Source organism: Chroococcidiopsis sp. SAG 2025, assembly GCF_032860985.1.
Classification (GTDB): domain Bacteria; phylum Cyanobacteriota; class Cyanobacteriia; order Cyanobacteriales; family Chroococcidiopsidaceae; genus Chroococcidiopsis.
Map to the genome: position 1 here is coordinate 3,181,429 of NZ_JAOCNC010000001.1, position 20,422 is coordinate 3,201,850.

Annotated in this window: 17 protein-coding genes and 1 pseudogene; 12 read left to right on the forward strand and 6 right to left on the reverse strand. The window is 43.4% G+C overall.

Going from position 1 to position 20,422, the window contains the following annotated elements:
* Positions 1 to 23: 23 nt before the first annotated feature.
* Positions 24 to 1,514 carry a proline--tRNA ligase gene (proS, locus tag N4J56_RS15410; protein ID WP_106545888.1) on the forward strand — a complete coding sequence of 497 codons (1,491 nt, stop codon included), beginning with the start codon at positions 24 to 26 and terminating at the stop codon, positions 1,512 to 1,514.
* 121 nt (positions 1,515 to 1,635) lie between these two features.
* On the opposite strand, the pseudogene N4J56_RS41010 reads toward proS, so the two are convergent.
* Positions 1,636 to 4,197: pseudogene (locus N4J56_RS41010) on the reverse strand (putative PEP-binding protein).
* Between the two features lie 242 nt (positions 4,198 to 4,439).
* On the opposite strand from N4J56_RS41010, the gene N4J56_RS15425 reads away from it, so the two are divergent.
* Positions 4,440 to 5,378: an exopolyphosphatase gene (locus N4J56_RS15425; RefSeq protein ID WP_317107236.1), complete on the forward strand. Its 939-nt coding sequence runs from the start codon at positions 4,440 to 4,442 to the stop codon at positions 5,376 to 5,378.
* Between the two features lie 101 nt (positions 5,379 to 5,479).
* Here N4J56_RS15425 and N4J56_RS15430 read toward each other — a convergent pair whose 3' ends face one another.
* The gene (locus N4J56_RS15430; protein ID WP_317107237.1) at positions 5,480 to 7,636 is read right to left on the reverse strand and encodes a Tex family protein; all 2,157 of its coding nucleotides are present in this window, start codon (positions 7,634 to 7,636) and stop codon (positions 5,480 to 5,482) included.
* A gap of 158 nt (positions 7,637 to 7,794) precedes the next feature.
* Between N4J56_RS15430 and N4J56_RS15435 the strand changes: the two genes are divergently transcribed.
* Together N4J56_RS15435 and N4J56_RS15440 are read left to right on the forward strand one after the other, a co-directional pair.
* On the forward strand, positions 7,795 to 7,995 hold the full coding sequence (locus N4J56_RS15435; RefSeq protein WP_317107238.1) for a hypothetical protein: 201 nt from the start codon (positions 7,795 to 7,797) through the stop codon (positions 7,993 to 7,995).
* Complete coding sequence (locus tag N4J56_RS15440; protein ID WP_317107239.1) at positions 7,996 to 8,451, forward strand: GNAT family N-acetyltransferase; 456 nt, start codon at positions 7,996 to 7,998, stop codon at positions 8,449 to 8,451.
* Between the two features lie 71 nt (positions 8,452 to 8,522).
* Here the strand turns inward: N4J56_RS15440 and bioF are convergent, their stop codons facing one another.
* A complete protein-coding gene (gene bioF / locus N4J56_RS15445; protein WP_317107240.1) occupies positions 8,523 to 9,707 on the reverse strand; it encodes an 8-amino-7-oxononanoate synthase in 1,185 nt (394 codons plus the stop codon).
* A 292-nt stretch (positions 9,708 to 9,999) separates the two neighbouring features.
* Here bioF and N4J56_RS15450 point away from each other — a divergent pair, with 292 nt between their 5' ends.
* Positions 10,000 to 10,257, forward strand: coding sequence for a hypothetical protein (locus N4J56_RS15450; protein ID WP_015155180.1), 258 nt, complete (start codon positions 10,000 to 10,002; stop codon positions 10,255 to 10,257).
* A 33-nt stretch (positions 10,258 to 10,290) separates the two neighbouring features.
* Here N4J56_RS15450 and N4J56_RS15455 read toward each other — a convergent pair whose 3' ends face one another.
* The 3 genes from N4J56_RS15455 to N4J56_RS15465 form a co-directional block, all read right to left on the reverse strand.
* Positions 10,291 to 11,226, reverse strand: a complete 936-nt coding sequence (locus N4J56_RS15455) for a ParA family protein (protein ID WP_039716527.1) — start codon at positions 11,224 to 11,226, stop codon at positions 10,291 to 10,293.
* Between the two features lie 118 nt (positions 11,227 to 11,344).
* On the reverse strand, positions 11,345 to 12,016 hold the full coding sequence (locus tag N4J56_RS15460) for a response regulator transcription factor (protein WP_317107241.1): 672 nt from the start codon (positions 12,014 to 12,016) through the stop codon (positions 11,345 to 11,347).
* A gap of 2 nt (positions 12,017 to 12,018) precedes the next feature.
* Positions 12,019 to 13,122, reverse strand: coding sequence for a HAMP domain-containing sensor histidine kinase (locus tag N4J56_RS15465; RefSeq protein WP_317107242.1), 1,104 nt, complete (start codon positions 13,120 to 13,122; stop codon positions 12,019 to 12,021).
* Between the two features lie 307 nt (positions 13,123 to 13,429).
* Between N4J56_RS15465 and N4J56_RS15470 the strand changes: the two genes are divergently transcribed.
* The 7 genes from N4J56_RS15470 (at position 13,430) to N4J56_RS15500 (ending at position 20,420) form a co-directional block, all read left to right on the forward strand.
* On the forward strand, positions 13,430 to 13,762 hold the full coding sequence (locus N4J56_RS15470; RefSeq protein WP_317107243.1) for a TrkA C-terminal domain-containing protein: 333 nt from the start codon (positions 13,430 to 13,432) through the stop codon (positions 13,760 to 13,762).
* 237 nt (positions 13,763 to 13,999) lie between these two features.
* Positions 14,000 to 14,152, forward strand: coding sequence for a hypothetical protein (locus N4J56_RS15475; RefSeq protein WP_317107244.1), 153 nt, complete (start codon positions 14,000 to 14,002; stop codon positions 14,150 to 14,152).
* 35 nt (positions 14,153 to 14,187) lie between these two features.
* Entirely contained in the window at positions 14,188 to 15,894 is a 1,707-nt protein-coding gene (gene kdpA, locus N4J56_RS15480; protein WP_317107245.1) for a potassium-transporting ATPase subunit KdpA, read from the forward strand.
* A gap of 113 nt (positions 15,895 to 16,007) precedes the next feature.
* The gene (gene kdpB, locus N4J56_RS15485; protein ID WP_317107246.1) at positions 16,008 to 18,134 is read left to right on the forward strand and encodes a potassium-transporting ATPase subunit KdpB; all 2,127 of its coding nucleotides are present in this window, start codon (positions 16,008 to 16,010) and stop codon (positions 18,132 to 18,134) included.
* Positions 18,135 to 18,144: 10 nt separating this feature from the next.
* The gene (locus N4J56_RS15490; protein WP_317107247.1) at positions 18,145 to 18,531 is read left to right on the forward strand and encodes a potassium-transporting ATPase subunit F; all 387 of its coding nucleotides are present in this window, start codon (positions 18,145 to 18,147) and stop codon (positions 18,529 to 18,531) included.
* The gene (gene kdpC / locus N4J56_RS15495) at positions 18,531 to 19,127 is read left to right on the forward strand and encodes a K(+)-transporting ATPase subunit C (RefSeq protein WP_317107248.1); all 597 of its coding nucleotides are present in this window, start codon (positions 18,531 to 18,533) and stop codon (positions 19,125 to 19,127) included. Before N4J56_RS15490 ends, kdpC begins: the two co-directional genes overlap by 1 nt.
* Positions 19,128 to 19,241: 114 nt before the next feature.
* Positions 19,242 to 20,420: a universal stress protein gene (locus tag N4J56_RS15500; protein ID WP_317107249.1), complete on the forward strand. Its 1,179-nt coding sequence runs from the start codon at positions 19,242 to 19,244 to the stop codon at positions 20,418 to 20,420.
* The last annotated feature ends 2 nt before the right edge of the window (positions 20,421 to 20,422 follow it).

Consider the following 20,422-nt stretch of genomic DNA (forward strand, 5'->3'; position numbering starts at 1 on the left):
CGTCAAGGCACAAGGGAACGTTAATGGCAGAGAAAGCTGATGCACTCAAAATCACCAGACGCGATGAAGACTACTCCCGCTGGTATCTAGACATTGTAGACAGAGCTAAGCTAGCCGAAGACTCTGGGATTCGCGGTTGCATGATTATTCGACCGGAAGGATTTGCGATTTGGGAGAAAATGCAGCAAACCCTAGACGGAATGTTTAAAGACACCGGACACACGAATGCTTACTTTCCGGTATTTATTCCCGTCAGCTACTTCTCTAAAGAAGCCGAACACGTTTCTGGCTTTGCCAAAGAATGCGCAGTCGTCACCCACCATCGGCTACAACTCACTGAATCGGGAGAAATTACCGTCGATCCCGATGCCGAGCTATCCGAACCACTCGTCGTCAGACCAACTAGCGAAACTATCATTTGGTCAGCATATCGTAATTGGATTCAAAGCTATCGAGATTTACCAATTCTGTTGAATCAGTGGGCAAATATTTGTCGCTGGGAGTTGAGAACCAGACCTTTCTTACGCACAACAGAGTTTCTTTGGCAGGAAGGACATACAGCTCATGCAACTGCTGATGAAGCTGAAGCTGAAGCAAGGCAAATGTTAGAAATTTACAAAACTTTTGTCGAGCAGTATTTAGCTATCCCAGTATTTGCCGGACGCAAGACAGAAAATGAAAAGTTTCCCGGGGCAGTACATACTTATACAATCGAAACAATGACGCAAGATAAACGCGCCATTCAAGTCGGTACGAGCCACAATTTAGGAACGACTTTTTCTAAAGCCTTTGACGTGAAATATTTATCTGCCGAAGGGACGCAAGAGTATCCATTTGCGACGAGTTGGGGCATTACGACCAGAATGATCGGTACTCTCATTATGGTTCACTCCGACGATCGCGGTTTTGTTTGTCCGCCGCGTATTGCTCCTTTACAGGTCATTGGCGTACCGATTTATCGTAAAGATGCGGAAAAAGAGCAAGTATTAGCTCGATTTACCGAACTACAAGAGCAGTTTAAAGCAACGAAAGCATTCTCATTTAAAGTCGATACGCGAGATAATTTAAGCCCTGGTTTCAAGTTTAACGATTGGGAATTGAAAGGAATTCCTTTGCGTTTAGAAATGGGTCCAAGAGACTTAGCAAATGGTACTGCCGTGTTAGTTCGTCGCGATACTGGCGAGAAAATCAGTGTGGCTCAAAGTGACTTGGAATCCCAAATTAAAACTTTATTAGAGGATATCCAAGTTAGCTTATTCAAACGGGCGCAAGAATTTCAGCAACAAAATTTACACTTCGTAGAAACCTACGCTGAATTTCAGCAACAGATCGAAGAAAAAGCAGGTTTTTACGTTGCTTACTTTGACGGTAATTCTGACGACGAAGAGAAAATCAAAGAAGAAACCAAAGCAACCGGACGCTGCATTCCTTTCGACTTACAACAAGGCACGGGGAAATGTTTTTATACGGGTAGGCAAACAGATCGACGAGTTATTTTTGCTAGAGCTTATTAGCGGGAGTCCGGTATGGTAAGGGCGGGTTGACCAAGCAACTTTGTAACTCACAAATATTTCAGGTGAACCCGCCCGTACAGATATCAGAGAATTGAAAAAGAGAGTAGTGCGTGGTGAATAGTTAATTCCCCCGTGCCCCTCTGCTCCTCTGCCCCTCTGCTCCAATCTGACGCGCAGCAGCCAGGAGCAATCTTTGCTCGGCACGGGCGATCGCTTTATAAGTCTGTTCGACGGCATTCGGTTCGACGGAAATAGAGGTAATGCCCGATTGGATCAAAGAGTCAATAATTTCTGGATATAGGACGGGAGCTTGACCGCAGATCGAGCAAGGAATATTGGCTTGCTGCGCCATTTGGATAATCTGGGCGATCGCTTGCAGGACTGCTGGGTGGCGTTCGTTTAAATTAGCAGCTAACTCACCGCGATCGCGGTCTACTCCCAGCAACAACTGAGTCAAGTCGTTTGTACCAATGGAGACTCCTTGAACTCCTGCTTTGACGTATTGAGGTAGCAGAAATAGCACTGAAGGCACTTCTGCCACGATCCATAATTGAAATTGAGGAACATGAGTTAGTCCTGCTTGCTCGACGCGCTGACGGCAGAAACTAAACTCTTCGACACTGCGGACAAACGGCAACATGAGGTGAAGATTTGTTTGACCGGACTGCTGCACGGCGGCTAAAGCAGCTAGTTCCAAGTCAAAAACTTTCGGATCTTTGAGATAACTCAACGTACCGCGCTGTCCCAGGATGGAATTACGACTGTTACCAGCAGAAGCATCTAGCCCATCCAGATTTAAAGATTGAAATTCTGGCGATCGCCAATCTAAAGAGCGATAGAATACGGGTCTGGGAGCAAAAGCATTGACGAATTGACTAATTTGCGATCGCCATAAATCTAACAATTCAGCCTGTCGTCCCTGTTGCAACCACACTCTCGGGTGCTGTCCCTCTAACACGTTCAGCATCATCAGTTCCGATCGCAACAACCCCACGCCATCGACGGGTAAATCCTTGACCTGAGCAATTAAACTCGGCTGACTCAAATTGAGCATGAGTTGAGTGGCTATAGTCGGGAGTTGGGAGTCGGGAGTCGGGAGTCGGGAAGCAGTGGGCGGAAGCGCGGGTTCCCAAGCAGGCGGATGGACGGGAAATCCGTCCATAGGAGCTGCGCCGCGCATTAGAGCCGCGCCGACATTAGCTGCATAGTCGGGGGTCGGGAGTCGAGAAACAGGTGAGAGAAAAGCTTCCTTGTCTCCCTTGTCTCCTCTTCTCCACACTTCACCGCGATCGCCATTCAATTCCAATAATTCTCCTGTTTGAATTGATGCTGTGGCGCGCGCAACGCTCACAACAGCCGGAATACCTAATTCTCTAGCAAGGATGGCGCTGTGAGAAGTCAATCCTCCTTGCTCGGTAACGATTCCCGCTGCTTGTTGCAATAGGGGTAGCCAGTCAGGGGCGATCGCAGGAGCGACTAAAATCGATCCTGCTGGTATAGCTACAGGTCGCGGTTCGCTTTTTGCTATCACGTATGCTGGAGCAATGACCTCTCCCCTTGCTGCTGCAATTCCTTAGATAAATTCCGAATTCCGTAGCTTGCTTAAGCGAAGAGGTATTCTGAATTCCGAATCTTTTTTTGGCTGTTGGCTGTTGGCTGCTGGCTCCCGAACTCTATAGGTATTCGCGTGGGTCAAGTAGAGTTGCGGTTCTGCGTCGATCCCTGTTTGAGCCAACGTCCACTCTAAATAGAATGTTGCGCCCAAATCTGTTTTTAGTTGTTGCGTGAGTTGAATCAGTTGTTGGAGAGACTCATCGCTGAGAGCATACTGCTGCTGTTGTGCTTCGCTCAACAAGTATGTTTGCAAGCAAGGGGTGACAGATGAGGGTAAAAGAGAAGTCGTGCAAGGAGTTAAATCTGGAATGAAGGGAATATTGCCGACTCCATAAGCCAATATTTTATTACCCAACTGCCGCGATCGCACTTGATTCGTTGCGGTGGAAACGAAGTAGAGATCGGGTGAAACTTCCCCACGGGCGATCGCTATACCTAAACCCCAAGTAGCGCTAATCTCAATCTCAGAGGGGTTACACGTTAAAATTCCCGAGGCGATCGCATTTTGTAGGGGTTGTACCAAGACTGCTAGATGAATGCCTCGCCATTCAATCCCGTGGCGCTGCCAATACAAAAGACTTCTAGCGCGAAATAACTGGCTCCAAGTTTGCTTCAAAGCTAGGGCGATCGCTTCCGGTTCTGGACAACACATTTGAGCTTCTAGCAGTCCAGAGAAATTGAGATTTTGGATTGCCGCAGTTTTCAGAATTAAAGAAGGGCGAAAAATTAATGCCGATGCTTGCCACGATTGCGTCGCTTCTAGCAGCGATCGCCAGTACTCTTCTGGTAAGGGTGCGGCAAGAATTTCTTGCTGTAGGCGTTGGGCAACTTTCTGGAGTTGATGACTATCATCAACATTTATTCTCAATGAAGATTCTGGCAGATCGGCAATTAATGGATCGGACGAATTTAACTGCGTGAGAAATTTCCACAAAGTTTGAGCGGGAACGACACAACTAGGTACTACTGGATAACCGTTTGTTGCAATACGACCGAGATGGAATGCCTTTTCTCCTATCTGTAGGCGTTCTGCGGCTGAAATTTGCTCCAGTAAGTAGAGTGTGTTCAAGAATTTTCTCTCGTCAGTTGTCAGTAAAGAGTGGCTAGTGACTAGTGGCTGGTGGCTAGATAATTTTGAATTTTGAATGCGTGAGTTTTGAATTCTTCCCCCGACTCCCGACTCCCAATTCCCTTCTTATTTGTTTATTTAAGCAAATTCCTGGGAAAACTAGATCGAGCATAGCTAGAAACCAATAAGCGTGCTGTCTATGCAAATCCATTTGAACGCTTACTCAAGAGGTCAAGATTACTATGTTACTAAAAGCCCAACAGTATCGGTTAGTTACGAGAAGCGATTTTGACGGTCTCGTATGTGCTGTTTTACTAAAAAGTTTGAATTTAATCGATGAGATTAAGTTCGTCCATCCGAAAGATATGCAAGATGGCAAAATTGAAATTACTAATCATGATATTACTACAAATTTACCTTATGTTGAAGGTGCGTATTTAGCCTTCGACCATCATTTTAGCGAAACGCTGAGAAATCGCGATCGCTCCTCCACTCATATCATCGATCCTAACGCTCCATCTGCTGCCAGAGTTGTTTACGATTATTTTGGTGGAGCGGAAAAATTCCCTCAGATTTCCCAAGAGATGATGATAGCAGTTGACCGGGCGGACTCGGCTCAATTTACTTTAGAGGAAGTTTTACGACCTCAAGGCTGGGTACTGCTGAATTTTTTGATGGATGCGAGAACGGGGTTAGGTAGATTTAGAGATTTTAGAATTTCTAATTACGATTTGATGATGAATTCGATCGATGCTTGTAAAGACAGTACGATCGACGAGATTTTAAATCTTCCTGACGTGAAAGAAAGGGTCGATATTTATCGCGAACACGAGGCTAAATTTCAAGCACAAATTAAAAAGTGTGCGACTGTTCGTGACAAAACAGTTGTATTAGATCTGAGGCAAGAAGAGACAATTTACGCGGGGAATCGGTTTATGGTTTACGCTTTATATCCTGAATGTACTGTCTCAATTCATGTCATGTGGGGTTTAAAGCAACAAAATACAGTGTTTGCAGTTGGCAAATCGATTTTCGATCGCAGTTCTCAAGTTAATATTGGCGAGTTGATGTTAAAGTATGGTGGTGGCGGTCATGCCAACGCTGGAACTTGTCAAGTCGCGCATGAAGCAGTGGATGAAACATTAAGGGAAATCGTTAGTCAAATTAAGCCGAACGAGTAATTTAAATTTGATTTTATTGGTTTGAAGGTGTAATTGTAGGGGTGGGTTTACCAACACTCTTTGGACTAATTGCAGTTTCTTGGTAAACTCGCCCTACGTTATTATTTATTTAACTTCATTGACAACCCAATTCGTTTTCTTTGCACGTCAATTTCTAATACGCGCACTTTGACAATTTGTCCAACCTTGACAAACTTTTTCGGATCGTCCACAAAGCGATCGGCTAGTTGAGAAATATGAACTAAGCCATCTTGGTGTACGCCAATATCTACAAACGCGCCAAAGTTGGCTACGTTAGTGACGATTCCTTCTAATTCCATGCCCGATTTGAGATCGGAGATTTCTTTGATATCCTCTCGAAATGTAGCATATTTAAATTCAGCTCTAGGATCTCTGCCTGGTTTTTCTAATTCGCCGATAATGTCTCTTAATGTTGGTTCGCCTACAGTTTCAGTAACGTATTTTTTCAGATTCGTTCCTTTGAGCTTAGATGCAACTTGAGAAATTTCAGTTAATGATACGTTTAAGTCGTTAGCGATCGCCTCCACAATTTTATAACTTTCCGGGTGAACGGCTGTATTATCTAAAGGGTTTTCACCACCTCGAATCCGTAAAAAACCAGCGGCTTGCTCGAAGGCTTTTGGTCCTAATTTGGCTACCTTGAGTAACTGACGACGGTTTTTAAATACACCGTTTTCATTCCGATAGGCAACAATGTTATTGGCAATTGTTGTCGTAATTCCAGATACATAGCCCAATAATTCTTGCGAAGCAGTATTAAGGTCTACGCCTACGTAGTTTACGCAACTTTCTACGGTTTCCTCTAGCTTTTGCTTCAAAAGTTTTTGGTCTACATCATGCTGATATTGTCCCACACCAATTGATTTGGGATCGATTTTGACTAATTCTGCTAGCGGATCTTGCAAGCGTCTGCCAATACTAATTGCACCGCGCACGGTAACATCAAGTTCGGGAAATTCAGCGATCGCAACTTGACTGGCAGAATAGATCGATGCTCCCGATTCATTTACCATCACTTTAATTGGTTTGCGTTCCACCGTCTGCAAGACTTCTGAAATAAATTCATCCGTCTCTCGTCCTGCCGTACCGTTACCGATCGCAATTAACTCAATGCGGTATTTTTCCAACAATTGCTTCACAGTTTGTGCTGCTTGCGATCGCGCTGCTGCTGATTGGTGGGGAAAAATTGCTTGATATGCCAAAAATTGCCCTGTTTGCGACAGTACGGCTACCTTACATCCCGTCCTAAACCCAGGATCGATCGCCAGTGTCGGGCGCATTCCGGCTGGGCTGGATAACAATAAATCGCGTAAATTTGCCTCAAAAGTTTTAATCGATTCCACATCGGCAAAGCTTTTTTTCTCAGCACGGACGGCACTAATTAATGACTCTTTCATCAATCGCGTCCATCCATCTTTGAGTAAATCGTGGTAAAATTTCCTCAAACTGGGGTTCTTCGTGCGAATTTCCTGCGATTCTAGATAGGACAATACCACCCCTTCATCAAAACTGAGATCGAAATCCAATATTCCTTCGGCTTCACCGCGATATAGCGCGAGTAGATTGTGGGGTGCGATATCTTCAACTCGAATTTGATAGTTGCGGTACATTTCAAATTTTGTCGTACCTTCGGGGTAATCGTCCTTGACTCGCGAGACAAACACCCCTTCATTGAGTAGATATTCGCGAATGTAAGCGCGTAAATCTGCTTTTTCGGCAATTTCTTCCGCTAAGATATCAGCTGCACCTTTAAGCGCTTCCTCGTTTGACTTAACTCCCTTTTCCTCAGAAATATATTTTACTGCTTCTGATTCTAAAGGTACGATGGGGGCGTTTTTGACATTGAGAGATTTAATCCACTCGGCGAGGGGTTCTAATCCCTTTTCTCGCGCCGTCGTAGCGCGGGTGCGGCGTTTGGGGCGATAGGGAAGGTATAAATCTTCTAATTCAGTTTTCTGCAAACAGGCGGTGATTTTTGCCTGTAGTTCTTCTGTCAGTTTACCTTGAGAGGCGATTGCGCTTAGAATGGCTGCTTTTCTTTCTTCTAGTTCTGTTAGGTAGGCATGTCTGTCAGCTAGTTCCCGCAGTTGGGTTTCGTTCATTTCTCCCGTGCGTTCTTTGCGGTAACGAGCGATAAATGGAATTGTTGCACCCTCCGCCATCAGTTCGAGTGCGCTTTGCACCTGGAAGGGTTTGAGTGTTAGTTCTTGAGCTAGTAGTTGGGGAATGTTTACCATCGAGTCAGTCAGTTTATGCAGTCTCTCTTAAAGGTAATATGCCATATGATTCAAAAGTGCAATGTGGAGATTGCAAGAAATTATGATGGAATGTCTCACGCAAAGGCGCAAAGGCGCGAAGGTACAAAGTGGAATTTAAGGTTTGTAGTAGAGGTTATATGGATAGTCAAGCTAAAATACCAGATCTGGAGACGAGAAGGCGATCTGTTGAGAAGTTAAAGGAAGTTTGTCGTCAGTTTGATGAGTTGAATGAGTTACTCGATCGCGCGATCGCAAGTGCAGAAGCAGATATTTGCAATAGTCCATCATACGCTTATCGGACGCGACAGCAGCAGAAAAGGAGACAAATGGAAATATAAATGGAAATAAAGATTGACGATCTTTCTAGCTCTGAAATTGCTGAGTTTTTGGAAGAACATATCAGAGAAATGAAGTCCGTCTCGCCTCCTGAAAGTAAACATGCTTTAGATTTAGCAGGGTTAAGAAAACCAGAAATTACATTTTGGACGGTGTGGGATGATGGTAGGTTAACAGGTTGTGGTGCAATGAAAGAATTAGACACAAGCCATGCTGAAATTAAGTCGATGCGTACGACTGCTTTATCTAGAGGGAAAGGTATTGCGTCAATGCTACTTCAGCATATCTTGAACGAAGCGAAGCTACGCGGTTATCGGCGTATAAGTTTAGAAATTGGTTCAATGCCTTTTTTTGAGCCAGCACGCAATTTATATGCGAAATACGGCTTTAAGAACTGTGCGCCTTTTTCTACATATAAAGAAGATCCAAACAGTGTTTTTATGGCGAAGGATCTATAAGTTAAAGTCTTCCTCTTTGCGTCTTTGCGTCTAACGCTTCGCTTCGCCTACGGCTGATGCGCGACACAAAACTATATCTTGAAATGCACCTGAGAATTAAGCTGACACAAAATTTCCACTAATTGTTCAATCTGACTCAACTCATGAGTCGCCATTATGGAAAATCGAATTCTACTTGTCGGTACGGTGGGAAGACGAATTGCTGGAGCAAAAATTCCTGCTTCTTTCAATTGCAAACCAAATTTTAAAGCTGTAGCGGCATCTGCTAATTGCAAGCATAAAATTGGCGACTCAGAAGGTAATAATTTCAGTTGGGGTAATTCTTGAGTCATTAAATGTTTTAAATATTTAATATTCTGCCAGAGTTGCTGTCTGCGTTCTGGTTCTTCTCGTACAATAGAAATTGCCGCGATCGCAGCCGCAGTATCGGCAGGAGAAAGAGCTGTGGTATAAATCCAACTAGCCGCACGGTTGCGTAGAAAATCGATTAATGCGGCTGAACCTGCGACGTAACCGCCTAAGCTTCCCAAAGCTTTACTCAGCGTGCCAACTTGAATTAACGGGCTACCAGTAAGATTGAAATGTTCGACGCAACCAGCCCCAGTTTTACCAAAAACTCCGGTAGCGTGAGCCTCATCAATTAATAGCATACAGTTAAATTGAGCTGCTAAATCTATTAATTCTGGTAACGGGCATAAATCTCCATCCATACTAAAGACGCTATCAGTCATAATTAAACAACGACGGTAGCGATCGCGCTGTTCTAGCTGGGTTTTTAAAAATAAAATATCGTTATGGGGATACTCAATAATTGTTGCACCGCTGAGAATCGCTCCATTTTTTAAACAAGAATGATTGTATTGGTCACATAAAATTAAATCTCGTTTGCCAACTAAAGCTGCAATTGTCCCTAAATTTGCCAAATATCCCGAACTGAAAACCAAAGCATCTTCAGTTTGTTTTAGAATTGCGATCGCTCGTTCTAATTCTCGATGCAATTCTCGATGTCCGCTAAGCAAACGAGAACCCGTACTTCCCGCACCGTATATCTGCGTAGCCGTTATAGCTGCTTGAATTAGTCTTTCATCGCCTGCTAACCCTAAGTAGTCGTTACTAGCAAAATTAATCAGCGATCGCCCTTCCGTTTGGATAATAGCACCAGGGCGGCTGTCAATTGTCTGTACGACACGATACCAATCGGCTTTGTGAATGGTTGCTAAAGATTGTTCTATCCAAGCATAAGGATCGTCTGGCATCGCTGAACATATTAAATCTGCGCCATTAGCATCATACTCGTAGGGGCGCACAGTTGTGCGCCCCTACAGATTAATTATTTCATCTTACCTATTCAGTAACCTCACCTAGAATCAGCGATCGCATCTTCTCACCTGAGAATATACCAACAAATACCTAGTAACGTCTAAGTAGGAATGCGGAGACAGCTGCACAAGTGCAGAATAAACCAGTGAATTTGCGGTTAAATAAAAATCAGCCTCATTCTAGGATGATCTCATATTCAATTTTCACTTAGAAAACAAAAGGTGCGTTGTGGCTTCAAACGGTAACATTAAACGTACATTAGATGAAGTTCTGCCTCTTGCAGAAAGTTTGCCACTAGAAGATAAAGCCGAGTTAGTGCAGCGGTTGATTGGCGAACACTCAGGCTTAAATGTGGTTATTGATAATAGCTGTTTATCTGGTTCAATTATTGGTTTGGTTAACTTAATGAGTCGCGATGAGGTTGCAGAAACATTAATTGCGATCGCTAATCGAGTTATTCTTGAAGGAAAAATTTCTAAAGGATAGTTTTAGGGTGCGTTAATACCGCACCCTCCTATTTTAAACAGTAGCAAAACTAGGATTCATCGGCTGAGTTTTTCGCTCTTGAGCTACGTTTAACTTCTGAACGAACTCCTGAGTTAGCTGACTAAAAGCTTTGGCTCCGGCAGAGTGAGGATTGCTCAAAACTACGGGCATAAAACTATCAACTGCTTTAGCAACGTTGACATCCATTGGAATTTGAGTATTAAATATTTTATCAGGGGTAAAATCCTGATTGATTCGCTGTACGACTTGCCTTTGGTATCTACCTGTAAATAGATTACCAGCCATTGTAAACACAATACCGATCAGTTGAATTCCCATGACAGCCTCGGCTTCATGGCTTTTTTTTAATTCGGCAATGCGTCTTTCTAATAACTGAATTCCTACAATTGATAGCGGTTCTGGCTTGGCTGGTAAAATATAGAAATCGCTGGCAGCAAGCGCGCTACGAGTCATCAAATTGTAGCCAGGAGCGCAATCGAAAATAATGCAATCGTAGTCAGACATAATTGGCTGCAAAATCTGTCTGAGCAAAGTTCTCTCAAACCGATTCCAGACAACTTCAAAGTCCAAGCGATCGACTTCAAAAGCTTTTTCATGTAGCATTTCTGCTACCATATATTCGTCATATAACTCAATATCTCCTGGTAACAAATCGAGGTTATTAATATTACAGACCGAACGATGAATTGCGTCTTGGATCGGAATTTTGGCTGGTGGGTTTGGCTGAATAATTTGGTTGATAAAATTCTTGAGGGTGCGTTTTCTTTTTCTATAGTTAGCAAACTCTGTGGGAGCCATCAAGCTGAGAGTGGCGCTAATTTGGGTATCTAAGTCAAAAATCAATACTCGCTTACCATGCTCTTTTGCTAGCGCCGTGGCTAGATTGACGCTGAGAGTTGTTTTGCCGACACCCCCTTTCATGTTAGCAGTGGCGATCGTATAGGTCATATTTGACATCCTCGGTATACAGCTTTTGGTCGGTTTGAATCTCCGAATAGCTTAGCTGCACTTGCATAAATGGGAGAAAATTGTTTGAATATCTTTATGAAATTTAGCGATTTAAGCATTACCCACCTGCAATCCATTTTTTCTGAATTGCCAACACCGCCGCTTGGGTTCGATCGCGTACTCCTAATTTCTGGATAATGGTATGGACGTGTACCCTAACCGTCCCTGGAGTAATGTATAGGGTAGAAGCAATTTCTTGGTTAGACTTACCCGCCGCAATTAAAGCTAAAATTTCTTGTTCTCGTTGCGTCAGTGGTAAAGTCGATTCTGCCGGAGTTGCGATCGCCTCACTCGTATCTGGGTTATGCTCGAATGTAGTGCGAATTTCTGTAGTTGCCGTGCGATCCCACCAAGAAGCACCAGCAGCCACCGAACGAATTGCTAAAATCAAAGTCTCGGCAGCAATCCCTTTCAAACAATAACCCGCTGCTCCTGCGGCAATCAACCGCGCAATCAAAGACTTTTGAGAATGAGAAGTTAAGACTAAAACTGGTAACTGGGGATTTTGCTGTTTAATTTGCCGACACGCCTCTACACCACCAATTCCAGGTAATCCTACATCGAGTAATACCACATCGAGGGCGTGACGCTGTACCATTTCTACGGCTGTTTCCCCATCCTCCGCTTCAGCAACGATTTCTATACCTGATTCTTGTTGCAATTTGACTTCTAAACCAAGGCGAAAGAGTTCGTCATCTTCAACCAGGAGTAAACGCAAGGAAGGAAACATTCTTATGTATAAACTGACAAAGCTGGTAAACGAAAACAGAAAAGCGCACCTTGAGGCAAACGATTCTCTGCCCAAATTGTACCGCCATGCGCGGAAATAATTTGTCGTGTTAAGTATAGTCCCAAACCAGAACCTTTCGCTTGGCGATCGCTATGTCCTTGATAAAATCGTTCAAATAGATGTGGTAATTGTTCGGCAGTAATTCCCAAACCGTTATCCAAAACTTTGACAAGACAATATTCCGCTTGAGATTCAAATACCACTTCTACCTTACCACCGCGACGCGAATGGTTAATTCCGTTGGTGAGGAGATTGGTAAACACCCGTGCTAATTGCAGCGTGTCACCCTGAACCCACATGGCACGACGAAAATCCGAGTCTCCGTACCCCAAACTAATATAAACTTGACGCGAAGCAGCGAGATCTGTCAAGGAGGCGATCGCTGCTTGCGCTATTGTGACTAAATCCACAGGCGCTAGTTGTAATTGCAATCCTTCCGTATCGTTGCGATAAACGTCTAGCAAGGTTTCCACCAGTTGTAATGTAGACTGATGCGAACGGATCATCTTTGCTAAAATCTTGTGATTGGTAGGCGTAACCGTACCAAATTTTCCTTGTTCCCAAGCCTTGAGAGTTTCAATCGCACCGAGTAGCGGAGTTTTCAAGTCGTGGGTAAGCGTAGAGGCAAAATCTTCCCTCACTCTAGCTAACTGTTCCTGAGATTGTAATTTAGCTTGTTGAGAAGCGATCGCAATTTCGTATTGATGGTTGCGATCGCCCAAGATTCCTGTCACAATCAGAGCGATTGAGGCAATAATGCGACTAGCTACCGTTGAAGGTTCTGCAATCTCATCCCCAGGAAGCCATAAATTTAAAATTGTCAGTCCTACAGCGGCAAGAGTAGTGTAAAATGTTGCTTTCCTTCCCAAACGAGAAGCAGAAATTAAAATTGGTCCCGTATAAAGGTAGCCAAAAACATAATCTACATGAGTGGTAAACTCCAATACCAACACCAGTGTAAATAGACAAATAACCTGCCACAGCGAACTCCACTTGGAGTTTTTATTGGGTGTAAAGATTTCACCCTTAATGAAGCGACGCAACATTTAATTCTACTTTGTTTAACTCTTATTTTGTCATGTCCGAGCGGAGAAATTCATGCGATCGCTGGTATATCTTGCTGTTTGTCTCTATTGTAAGTAGCGTTTAGACGGCGTTTAGTTCTAAATATACCTACTGATATAGAAAGGAAATAAATTATATATATAGTTTGGCGTACGCGATCGTTACTATTCTGATTGTCATTGTATAAACAGTAGGATTAGAAAATTTATACCTAAACACAATTGCAAAATTTGAGCAACATCAGCTAGCTTATTACCAGCAATAATATTTGGCTAACTGGTCAAACATATGAGTTTTGGAGAGCCGAATTTAGTTGGAGTTACCATTCAGGAAAACAGTAGCTATTGCGGTGTAATTTTATCTCGCGTACAACTCCCTGAGAATTGCGTAACTGTAGGTTTAGTGAGAAAAAAGCAGTTGGTATTAGCAGGCAACGAACCTACTATTCAATATGGGGATTATATTCTTGCCTTAGCTCTTAATCCTGCAATAGTTCCTACACTTAAAATGATTTTGAGAAAAACTCATCCTATTTCTTGGTATCCTTTGAGATGCAGTCTTAACTGGGAGCGAGATTACCTAGTGTTGACAAAAGACTTGGTTGATATCTATGTGCAGTAAAGGATTGTATCAAATTGCTTTAGCACTCATAGCTTTGTCAGAAATAAGTCCTGGGATAGATAACTTGACAGGAAACATTCTTCTAATAAAGCAGTCAACTACGCCATTCATTATTAATAATGAACCACTAAAAGATGGTAGAACTTTCTATCTAGGGAAAAAGATGTTGTTCAAGAGTAGTTGGCGAAAAGCAACTCAATCCGTGCGCTTTGCATTTAAAAAATAGAACTTAGTAAAATGGATGCAAATTCTGTTCAAAGCCATACAGTAGAAAAAAAGGTATTAGTTAAGGCAGTGCGATCGCAGTCACAAAATGGTAAAACACAGCACGAGCTAAATGTATATAGGTTGTTGCTGAGAAATTTAGGCAAACCTGTTATGTTTTTGTAAAATTAACAGATAGAAGTAATCAATCTAAAAGATATATGTGGCAAGGATTTTTTCAAATCGCATTAACGCTCATCTTATTAGTAGCTATTACACCTTTTTTTGGTAGCTATATAGCTAAGGTTTTCTTACATAAGAAAACTCTTCTCGATCCGGTGATTAACCCCTTGGAACGTATTATATATGCTCTAGGTGGTATCCGTACCAAAGATGACATGACCGGATGGCAATACGCCCAGGCAATAATTTTTAGCAATCTTGTCATGGGCATTTTTGTTTATCTCATATTCATGTTTCAGGGAATTTTACCTCTAAATCCAACTAACTTACAAGCACCCAGTTGGGATTTAGCCCTACACACCACTATCTCATTTGTAACAAACACCAATCAACAGCATTATTCTGGCGAAACAACATTTAGTTATGCCAGTCAAATGCTAGCTTTAGGATTTTTGATGTTTACCTCAGCCGCAACTGGATTATCTGTAGGAATTGCCTTTATTCGCGGTTTGACGGGTAGACCTCTAGGTAATTTTTATGTGGATTTAGTGCGATCGATTACCCGAATTTTACTGCCAATTTCCATAGTTGGGGCGATCGCATTACTCATTGCAGGCGTTCCAGAAACTTTAGCAGCACCAGCTACCGTTACTACTTTAGAAGGTGCAACTCAAGTCATTGCCAGAGGACCAGTTGCCCATTTTGAATTTATCAAAGAACTAGGAGAAAATGGCGGCGGCTTTTTTGGCATTAATTCCGCCCACCCGTATGAAAACCCAAATGGATTTACAAACTTGGTAGAAATTATTGCGATGGTTTGTATTCCCGCCGCCTTAATTATTACCTACGGCATCTTTGCAAATAATAAAAAGCAAGGATGGTTGCTGTTTTGGATGGTGTTTATCATTTTTGTCACGCTAGTTGTCGTGACAGGAGTAGGCGAATACCAAGGTAATCCTCTAGTAAATAATTTAATTGGCGATAGTCCCAACTTAGAAGGCAAAGAAGTTAGATTTGGTTGGGCAGAAACAGCATTATGGGCAGTTTTAACTACAGGAACAATGTGCGGTGCAGTCAATGGAATGCACGACTCTCTCATGCCTAACGGGGGCTTTTCCACCTTATTTAATATGTTCGTCCAAATGGTTTGGGGCGGACAGGGAACCGGAACTGCATACCTATTCGTTTACCTAATTTTGACTGTCTTTCTCACCGGATTAATGGTAGGTAGAACACCAGAATTCCTCGGACGCAAAATTGAAAAAAGAGAAATCGTTCTCGCCAGCGTTATTTTACTCGTTCACCCGATCGCGATTTTAATTCCCAGTGCCATTACCCTGTCTTTTGCAAACACTGTAGCAGCTCCAGATACCACAACTCTTGCAGGAATTACTAATCCTGGGTTTCACGGTATTTCTCAAGTTGTCTACGAATACACCTCAGCCGCCGCTAACAACGGTTCTGGCTTTGAAGGATTGGTAGATGGCACATTGTGGTGGAATTTAACCGCTTGTTTCAGCTTGTTGGCAGGGCGTTATTTACCAACTGTTGCCTTGCTGCTACTAGCAGATAGCATGACACGCAAGCAACCAGTACCGGAAACTGCTGGCACTTTGAGAACCGACACGCTGCTATTTACAGGCGTTACGGCTGGCGTAATTTTAATCCTCGGCGTACTAACATTCTTCCCCGTACTTGCATTAGGACCAATTGCTGAAGGATTTCTGTTGGCATCTGGTACTTAGCACGGGCGCACAGCTGTGCGCCCCTACCACTTCTATCACGCATCACGACGCGGCTTTATTGGCGAAGACGCTTCGCCAACCGCCCGCTTCACCACGCACCACTCCCCTCATTTATGGATTCTGCAACTTCTACGTCAAAACCCCCACGTCCCAGACCGCAGGGACCTCGCGGCGATCGCAAGCATACACCCAAAGTAGACACGAAAGGGCTATATAAAAGAGCAATTAAAGCATCTTTTGTCAAGCTCAAGCCGCGAGTGATGTTGAAAAATCCCGTCATGTTTGTGGTTTATGTGGGAACAATTATTACCGTCTTAATGACGATCGATCCCAATTTATTTGGTCCGGTTCAAGGTGAAAACCTGCGATTTTTTAACGGTTTGATTGCAGTAATTTTATTCTTCACTTTAGTATTTGCTAACTTTGCCGAAGCTGTGGCAGAAGGGCGAGGCAAGGCGCAAGCCGATGCTTTGCGAGCGACCAAATCGGATACAATTGCCAAAAAACTTTTACCCGATGGATCGATTCAAGAAATTTCTTCTACCCAACTGCATCGCGGCGATATGGTGAAGGTGGTGGCTGGCGATATCATTCCCGCTGATGGTGAAGTGTTAGCAGGTGTCGCTTCAGTTGATGAATCGGCAATTACGGGGGAATCCGCACCCGTATTGAAAGAACCAGGTTCGGACGTAGCAAGTTCCGTGACGGGTGGGACGCGCATTCTTTCCGACGAACTGAGTATCCGCATTACCGCCGATCCTGGCAAAGGTTTTATCGATCGCATGATTTCCCTGGTAGAAGGGGCGGAACGCGCTAAAACTCCAAACGAAATTGCTTTAACGGTGTTATTAGCGGTTTTGACGTTGGTGTTTCTATTTGTTGTAGCGACATTACCAACAATTGCTAGCTATGTAAATAGTCCCGTCAGCATCGCAATTTTGATTGCCTTATTAGTCGCGTTAATTCCCACTACCATCGGTGGTTTATTGAGCGCGATCGGGATTGCCGGAATGGATCGGGTGGCACAATTTAACGTCATAGCCACCTCTGGACGCGCCGTAGAAGCTTGCGGCGATGTCAACACTCTCGTTTTGGACAAAACAGGTACGATCACGCTAGGCAACCGTTTGGCAGAGGAGTTTGTGCCTGTCAACGGTCATACGATGAATGAAATTGCGCGAGTGGCGTTAGCAGCCAGCGTGTTTGACAATACACCCGAAGGAAAATCAATCGTCCGCCTAGCGGAAAAATTGGGAGCAACAGTAGACTTCGATCGCAATAACGCTGAAGGAATTGAATTTTCTGCTAAAACCCGTATGAGTGGGACGAATTTACCCGATGGGAGTGAGGTACGTAAGGGTGCAGTGGGAGCAATTAAAGGTTTCGTGCGATCGCGAAGCGTGGGCGAAGCGCATTCGCGCAACGGACGCGATACCCCCGAACTCGATGCAGCCTACGAACGTATTTCTCAGTTAGGAGGAACACCCCTAGCAGTGGCGCTGAACGGCGAAATTTACGGCGTAATTTATCTCAAAGATATCGTCAAACCAGGTATTCGCGATCGCTTCGCTCAGTTGCGGCGCATGGGTGTACGCACGGTAATGCTAACTGGTGACAACCGCGTTACTGCTAGCGTAATTGCTCAAGAAGCAGGAGTTGATGACTTTATTGCCGAAGCTACACCTGAAGACAAAATCGAAGTGATTCAGCAGGAACAGGCGCAAGGCAAAATTGTCGCCATGACGGGGGATGGAACAAATGACGCGCCAGCATTGGCACAGGCGAATGTGGGTGTAGCAATGAATTCTGGAACTCAGGCGGCGAAAGAAGCAGCGAATATGGTCGATTTGGATTCCGATCCGACGAAGCTAATTGATATCGTGACTATCGGTAAACAACTGCTGATCACCCGTGGGGCGCTGACGACTTTCTCTATTGCCAATGATATTGCTAAATATTTTGCAATTATCCCTGTCATTTTTACTTCGGCTAGGCTAGAAAGTCTTAATATCATGGGCTTGACTAGTACCAATTCGGCTGTATTGTCGGCATTAATTTACAATGCTTTGGTGATTCCGGCTTTAATTCCTTTAGCTTTGAAGGGGGTGAAGTTTAGACCACTATCAGCAAATCAATTGCTACAACGAAATATTTTACTTTACGGTTTGGGTGGGGTAATTGCACCGTTTATTGCAATTAAGTTAATCGATGTTTTGGTGTCAGCGATAGGGTTGGCGTGATGGAACCCATATGTATGGGCGGGTTTATCTACCATATTTGATTCTGATTCAATATCTTCCTAAACCCGCCCTGCCGAGATATTCAGATAATTTGAACACAGATGAACGCAGATGGACACAGATGGACACAGATGAAGATATTGAGGAGAAAAAATACATGAAACGAATGAAATTCAATCGCTCGCCAATTACCAATTACCAATTACCAATTACCTATTACCCATTCATAATTTTCCTAGTTCTATCTCTTAACGTCATCCTCGCTCCAGTAGTTTACGCAGCTACAGATGGAACTTGGCAACGAACCCAAGCATACGCACTAGGAATATTAGGTTTCGTAACACTGGGACTAGTAATTTATTTATTTGATGTCGTATTTCGACCGGAGCGATACTAATGTCTGTATTTCGAGAAATTATCAAAGGAATTCGTCTGACTCTGGTGCTTTGGATACTCACAGCAGTTATTTATCCCAGTTTAATTTTATTAGCCGGGCAGTTACCATTTTTACAAAATCAAGCCCACGGTAGTATCGTGGTAAATTTAGAGAATCAACCTGTAGGGTCGGCTTTAATCGGTCAAACATTTACGTCTGAAAGGTATTTCCAAAGTCGTCCCAGTACGGTTGAATACAGTACTGGTAAAGACGCTGCACCCACAGGAATATCTGGTGCAAGTAATTTAGCTCCTAGCAATCCAGAACTACTCAAACGAATTGAAGCACAAGCCAAGCAATTACAAGAGAATGGTATTCAACCCACTGCCGATCTGGTTTATACCTCTGGTTCTGGCTTAGATCCCCATATTACATTAGAAGCAGTAGAAGCACAGTTAGTAAGAGTTGCCAAGGCACGAAATTTTTCAACTGATGAAATTGTACCTTTGGTAAATAAGCATACTCAAGGCAGGTTTTTAGGCATATTTGGCGAACCTGGAGTTAATGTGTTAAAGCTAAATCAAGAATTGGACGTTTTAGAGGCAGCGAAGAAGTAAATAGCCGCAATAGATAACTACACAAATACTGCACAATTCAGTTGCAAAATAGACAAAAGACAACATTGAGTTTCGCGACGCGATCGCACCCATATGATTAGCAAGGGTGAAATAATGTCAAGCGACGAGCGGATTAAAAACTCTATCCATTCAGCCAAAAAAGGCAAACACAAAATCTTTATTGGTATGGCTCCTGGGGTAGGAAAAACCTATCGAATGCTAGATGAAGGTCATGCTTTGAAGCGAGAAGGAATTGATGTTGTTATTGGATTGCTAGAAACCCACGGAAGGAAAGAAACCACTCAAAAAGCTGAAGGATTAGAAATCGTACCGCGCCAACAAATTATGCGTAGCGGTATGACATTAACAGAAATGGATACCGAAGCAATTATCAAGCGATCGCCTCAATTAGTATTAGTAGACGAACTGGCTCATACAAACGTCCCTGGTTCTAAATATGAAAAACGCTATCAAGATGTAGAAGATATTTTGCAAGCAGGAATTGATGTCTACTCTACTGTCAACATTCAACACCTCGAAAGTCTTAACGATCTGGTAGCACGAATTACTGGAATTGTAGTACGAGAGCGCGTTCCCGATCGCCTACTAGACGAAGCAGATGAGGTGGTGGTAGTCGATGTCACGCCAGAAACTTTAGAAGAAAGATTGTTAGAAGGTAAAATTTACGCTTCTAACAAAATCGACCAATGTTTGCAAAACTTTTTCCAACGCCGTAATTTGATCGCTTTGCGCGAACTAGCACTAAGAGAAGTCGCCGATAATGTCGAAGAAGATGCTTTAGAACTAAACGCTCGTAACAACGGAAATGACCTAGACGGACAGTATTGTAACATTCACGAACGGGTTTTAGTCTGCGTCTCTACTTATCCTAATTCCGTTCAGCTCTTGCGACGAGGTGCAAGAATTGCTGGTTACATGAATGCACCACTCTACGTTGTGTTTGTCGAAGATCCAGATAAATTCCTCACTAGGGAAGAAAGCCTACACGTCGAGACTTGTGAAAAATTGTGTCAAGAATTTGGCGGTACATTTATTCGCGTCAAAAATCACGATATTGCCAAAGCGATCGCAAATGTAGCCTGTAAATATCGTGTCACTCAAATCGTCATTGGGGAAAGCCAGCGATCTCGTTGGAAAATCTTATTGAAAGGCTCCTTAACTCAAAAATTAGTCCGCCTACTAAAAAATATCGATCTGCACATCATCGCCACCGACAAAAAAGAACCCTGTTCTTTCCCGACTCCCGACTCCCGACTCCCAACTCCCGAATAACT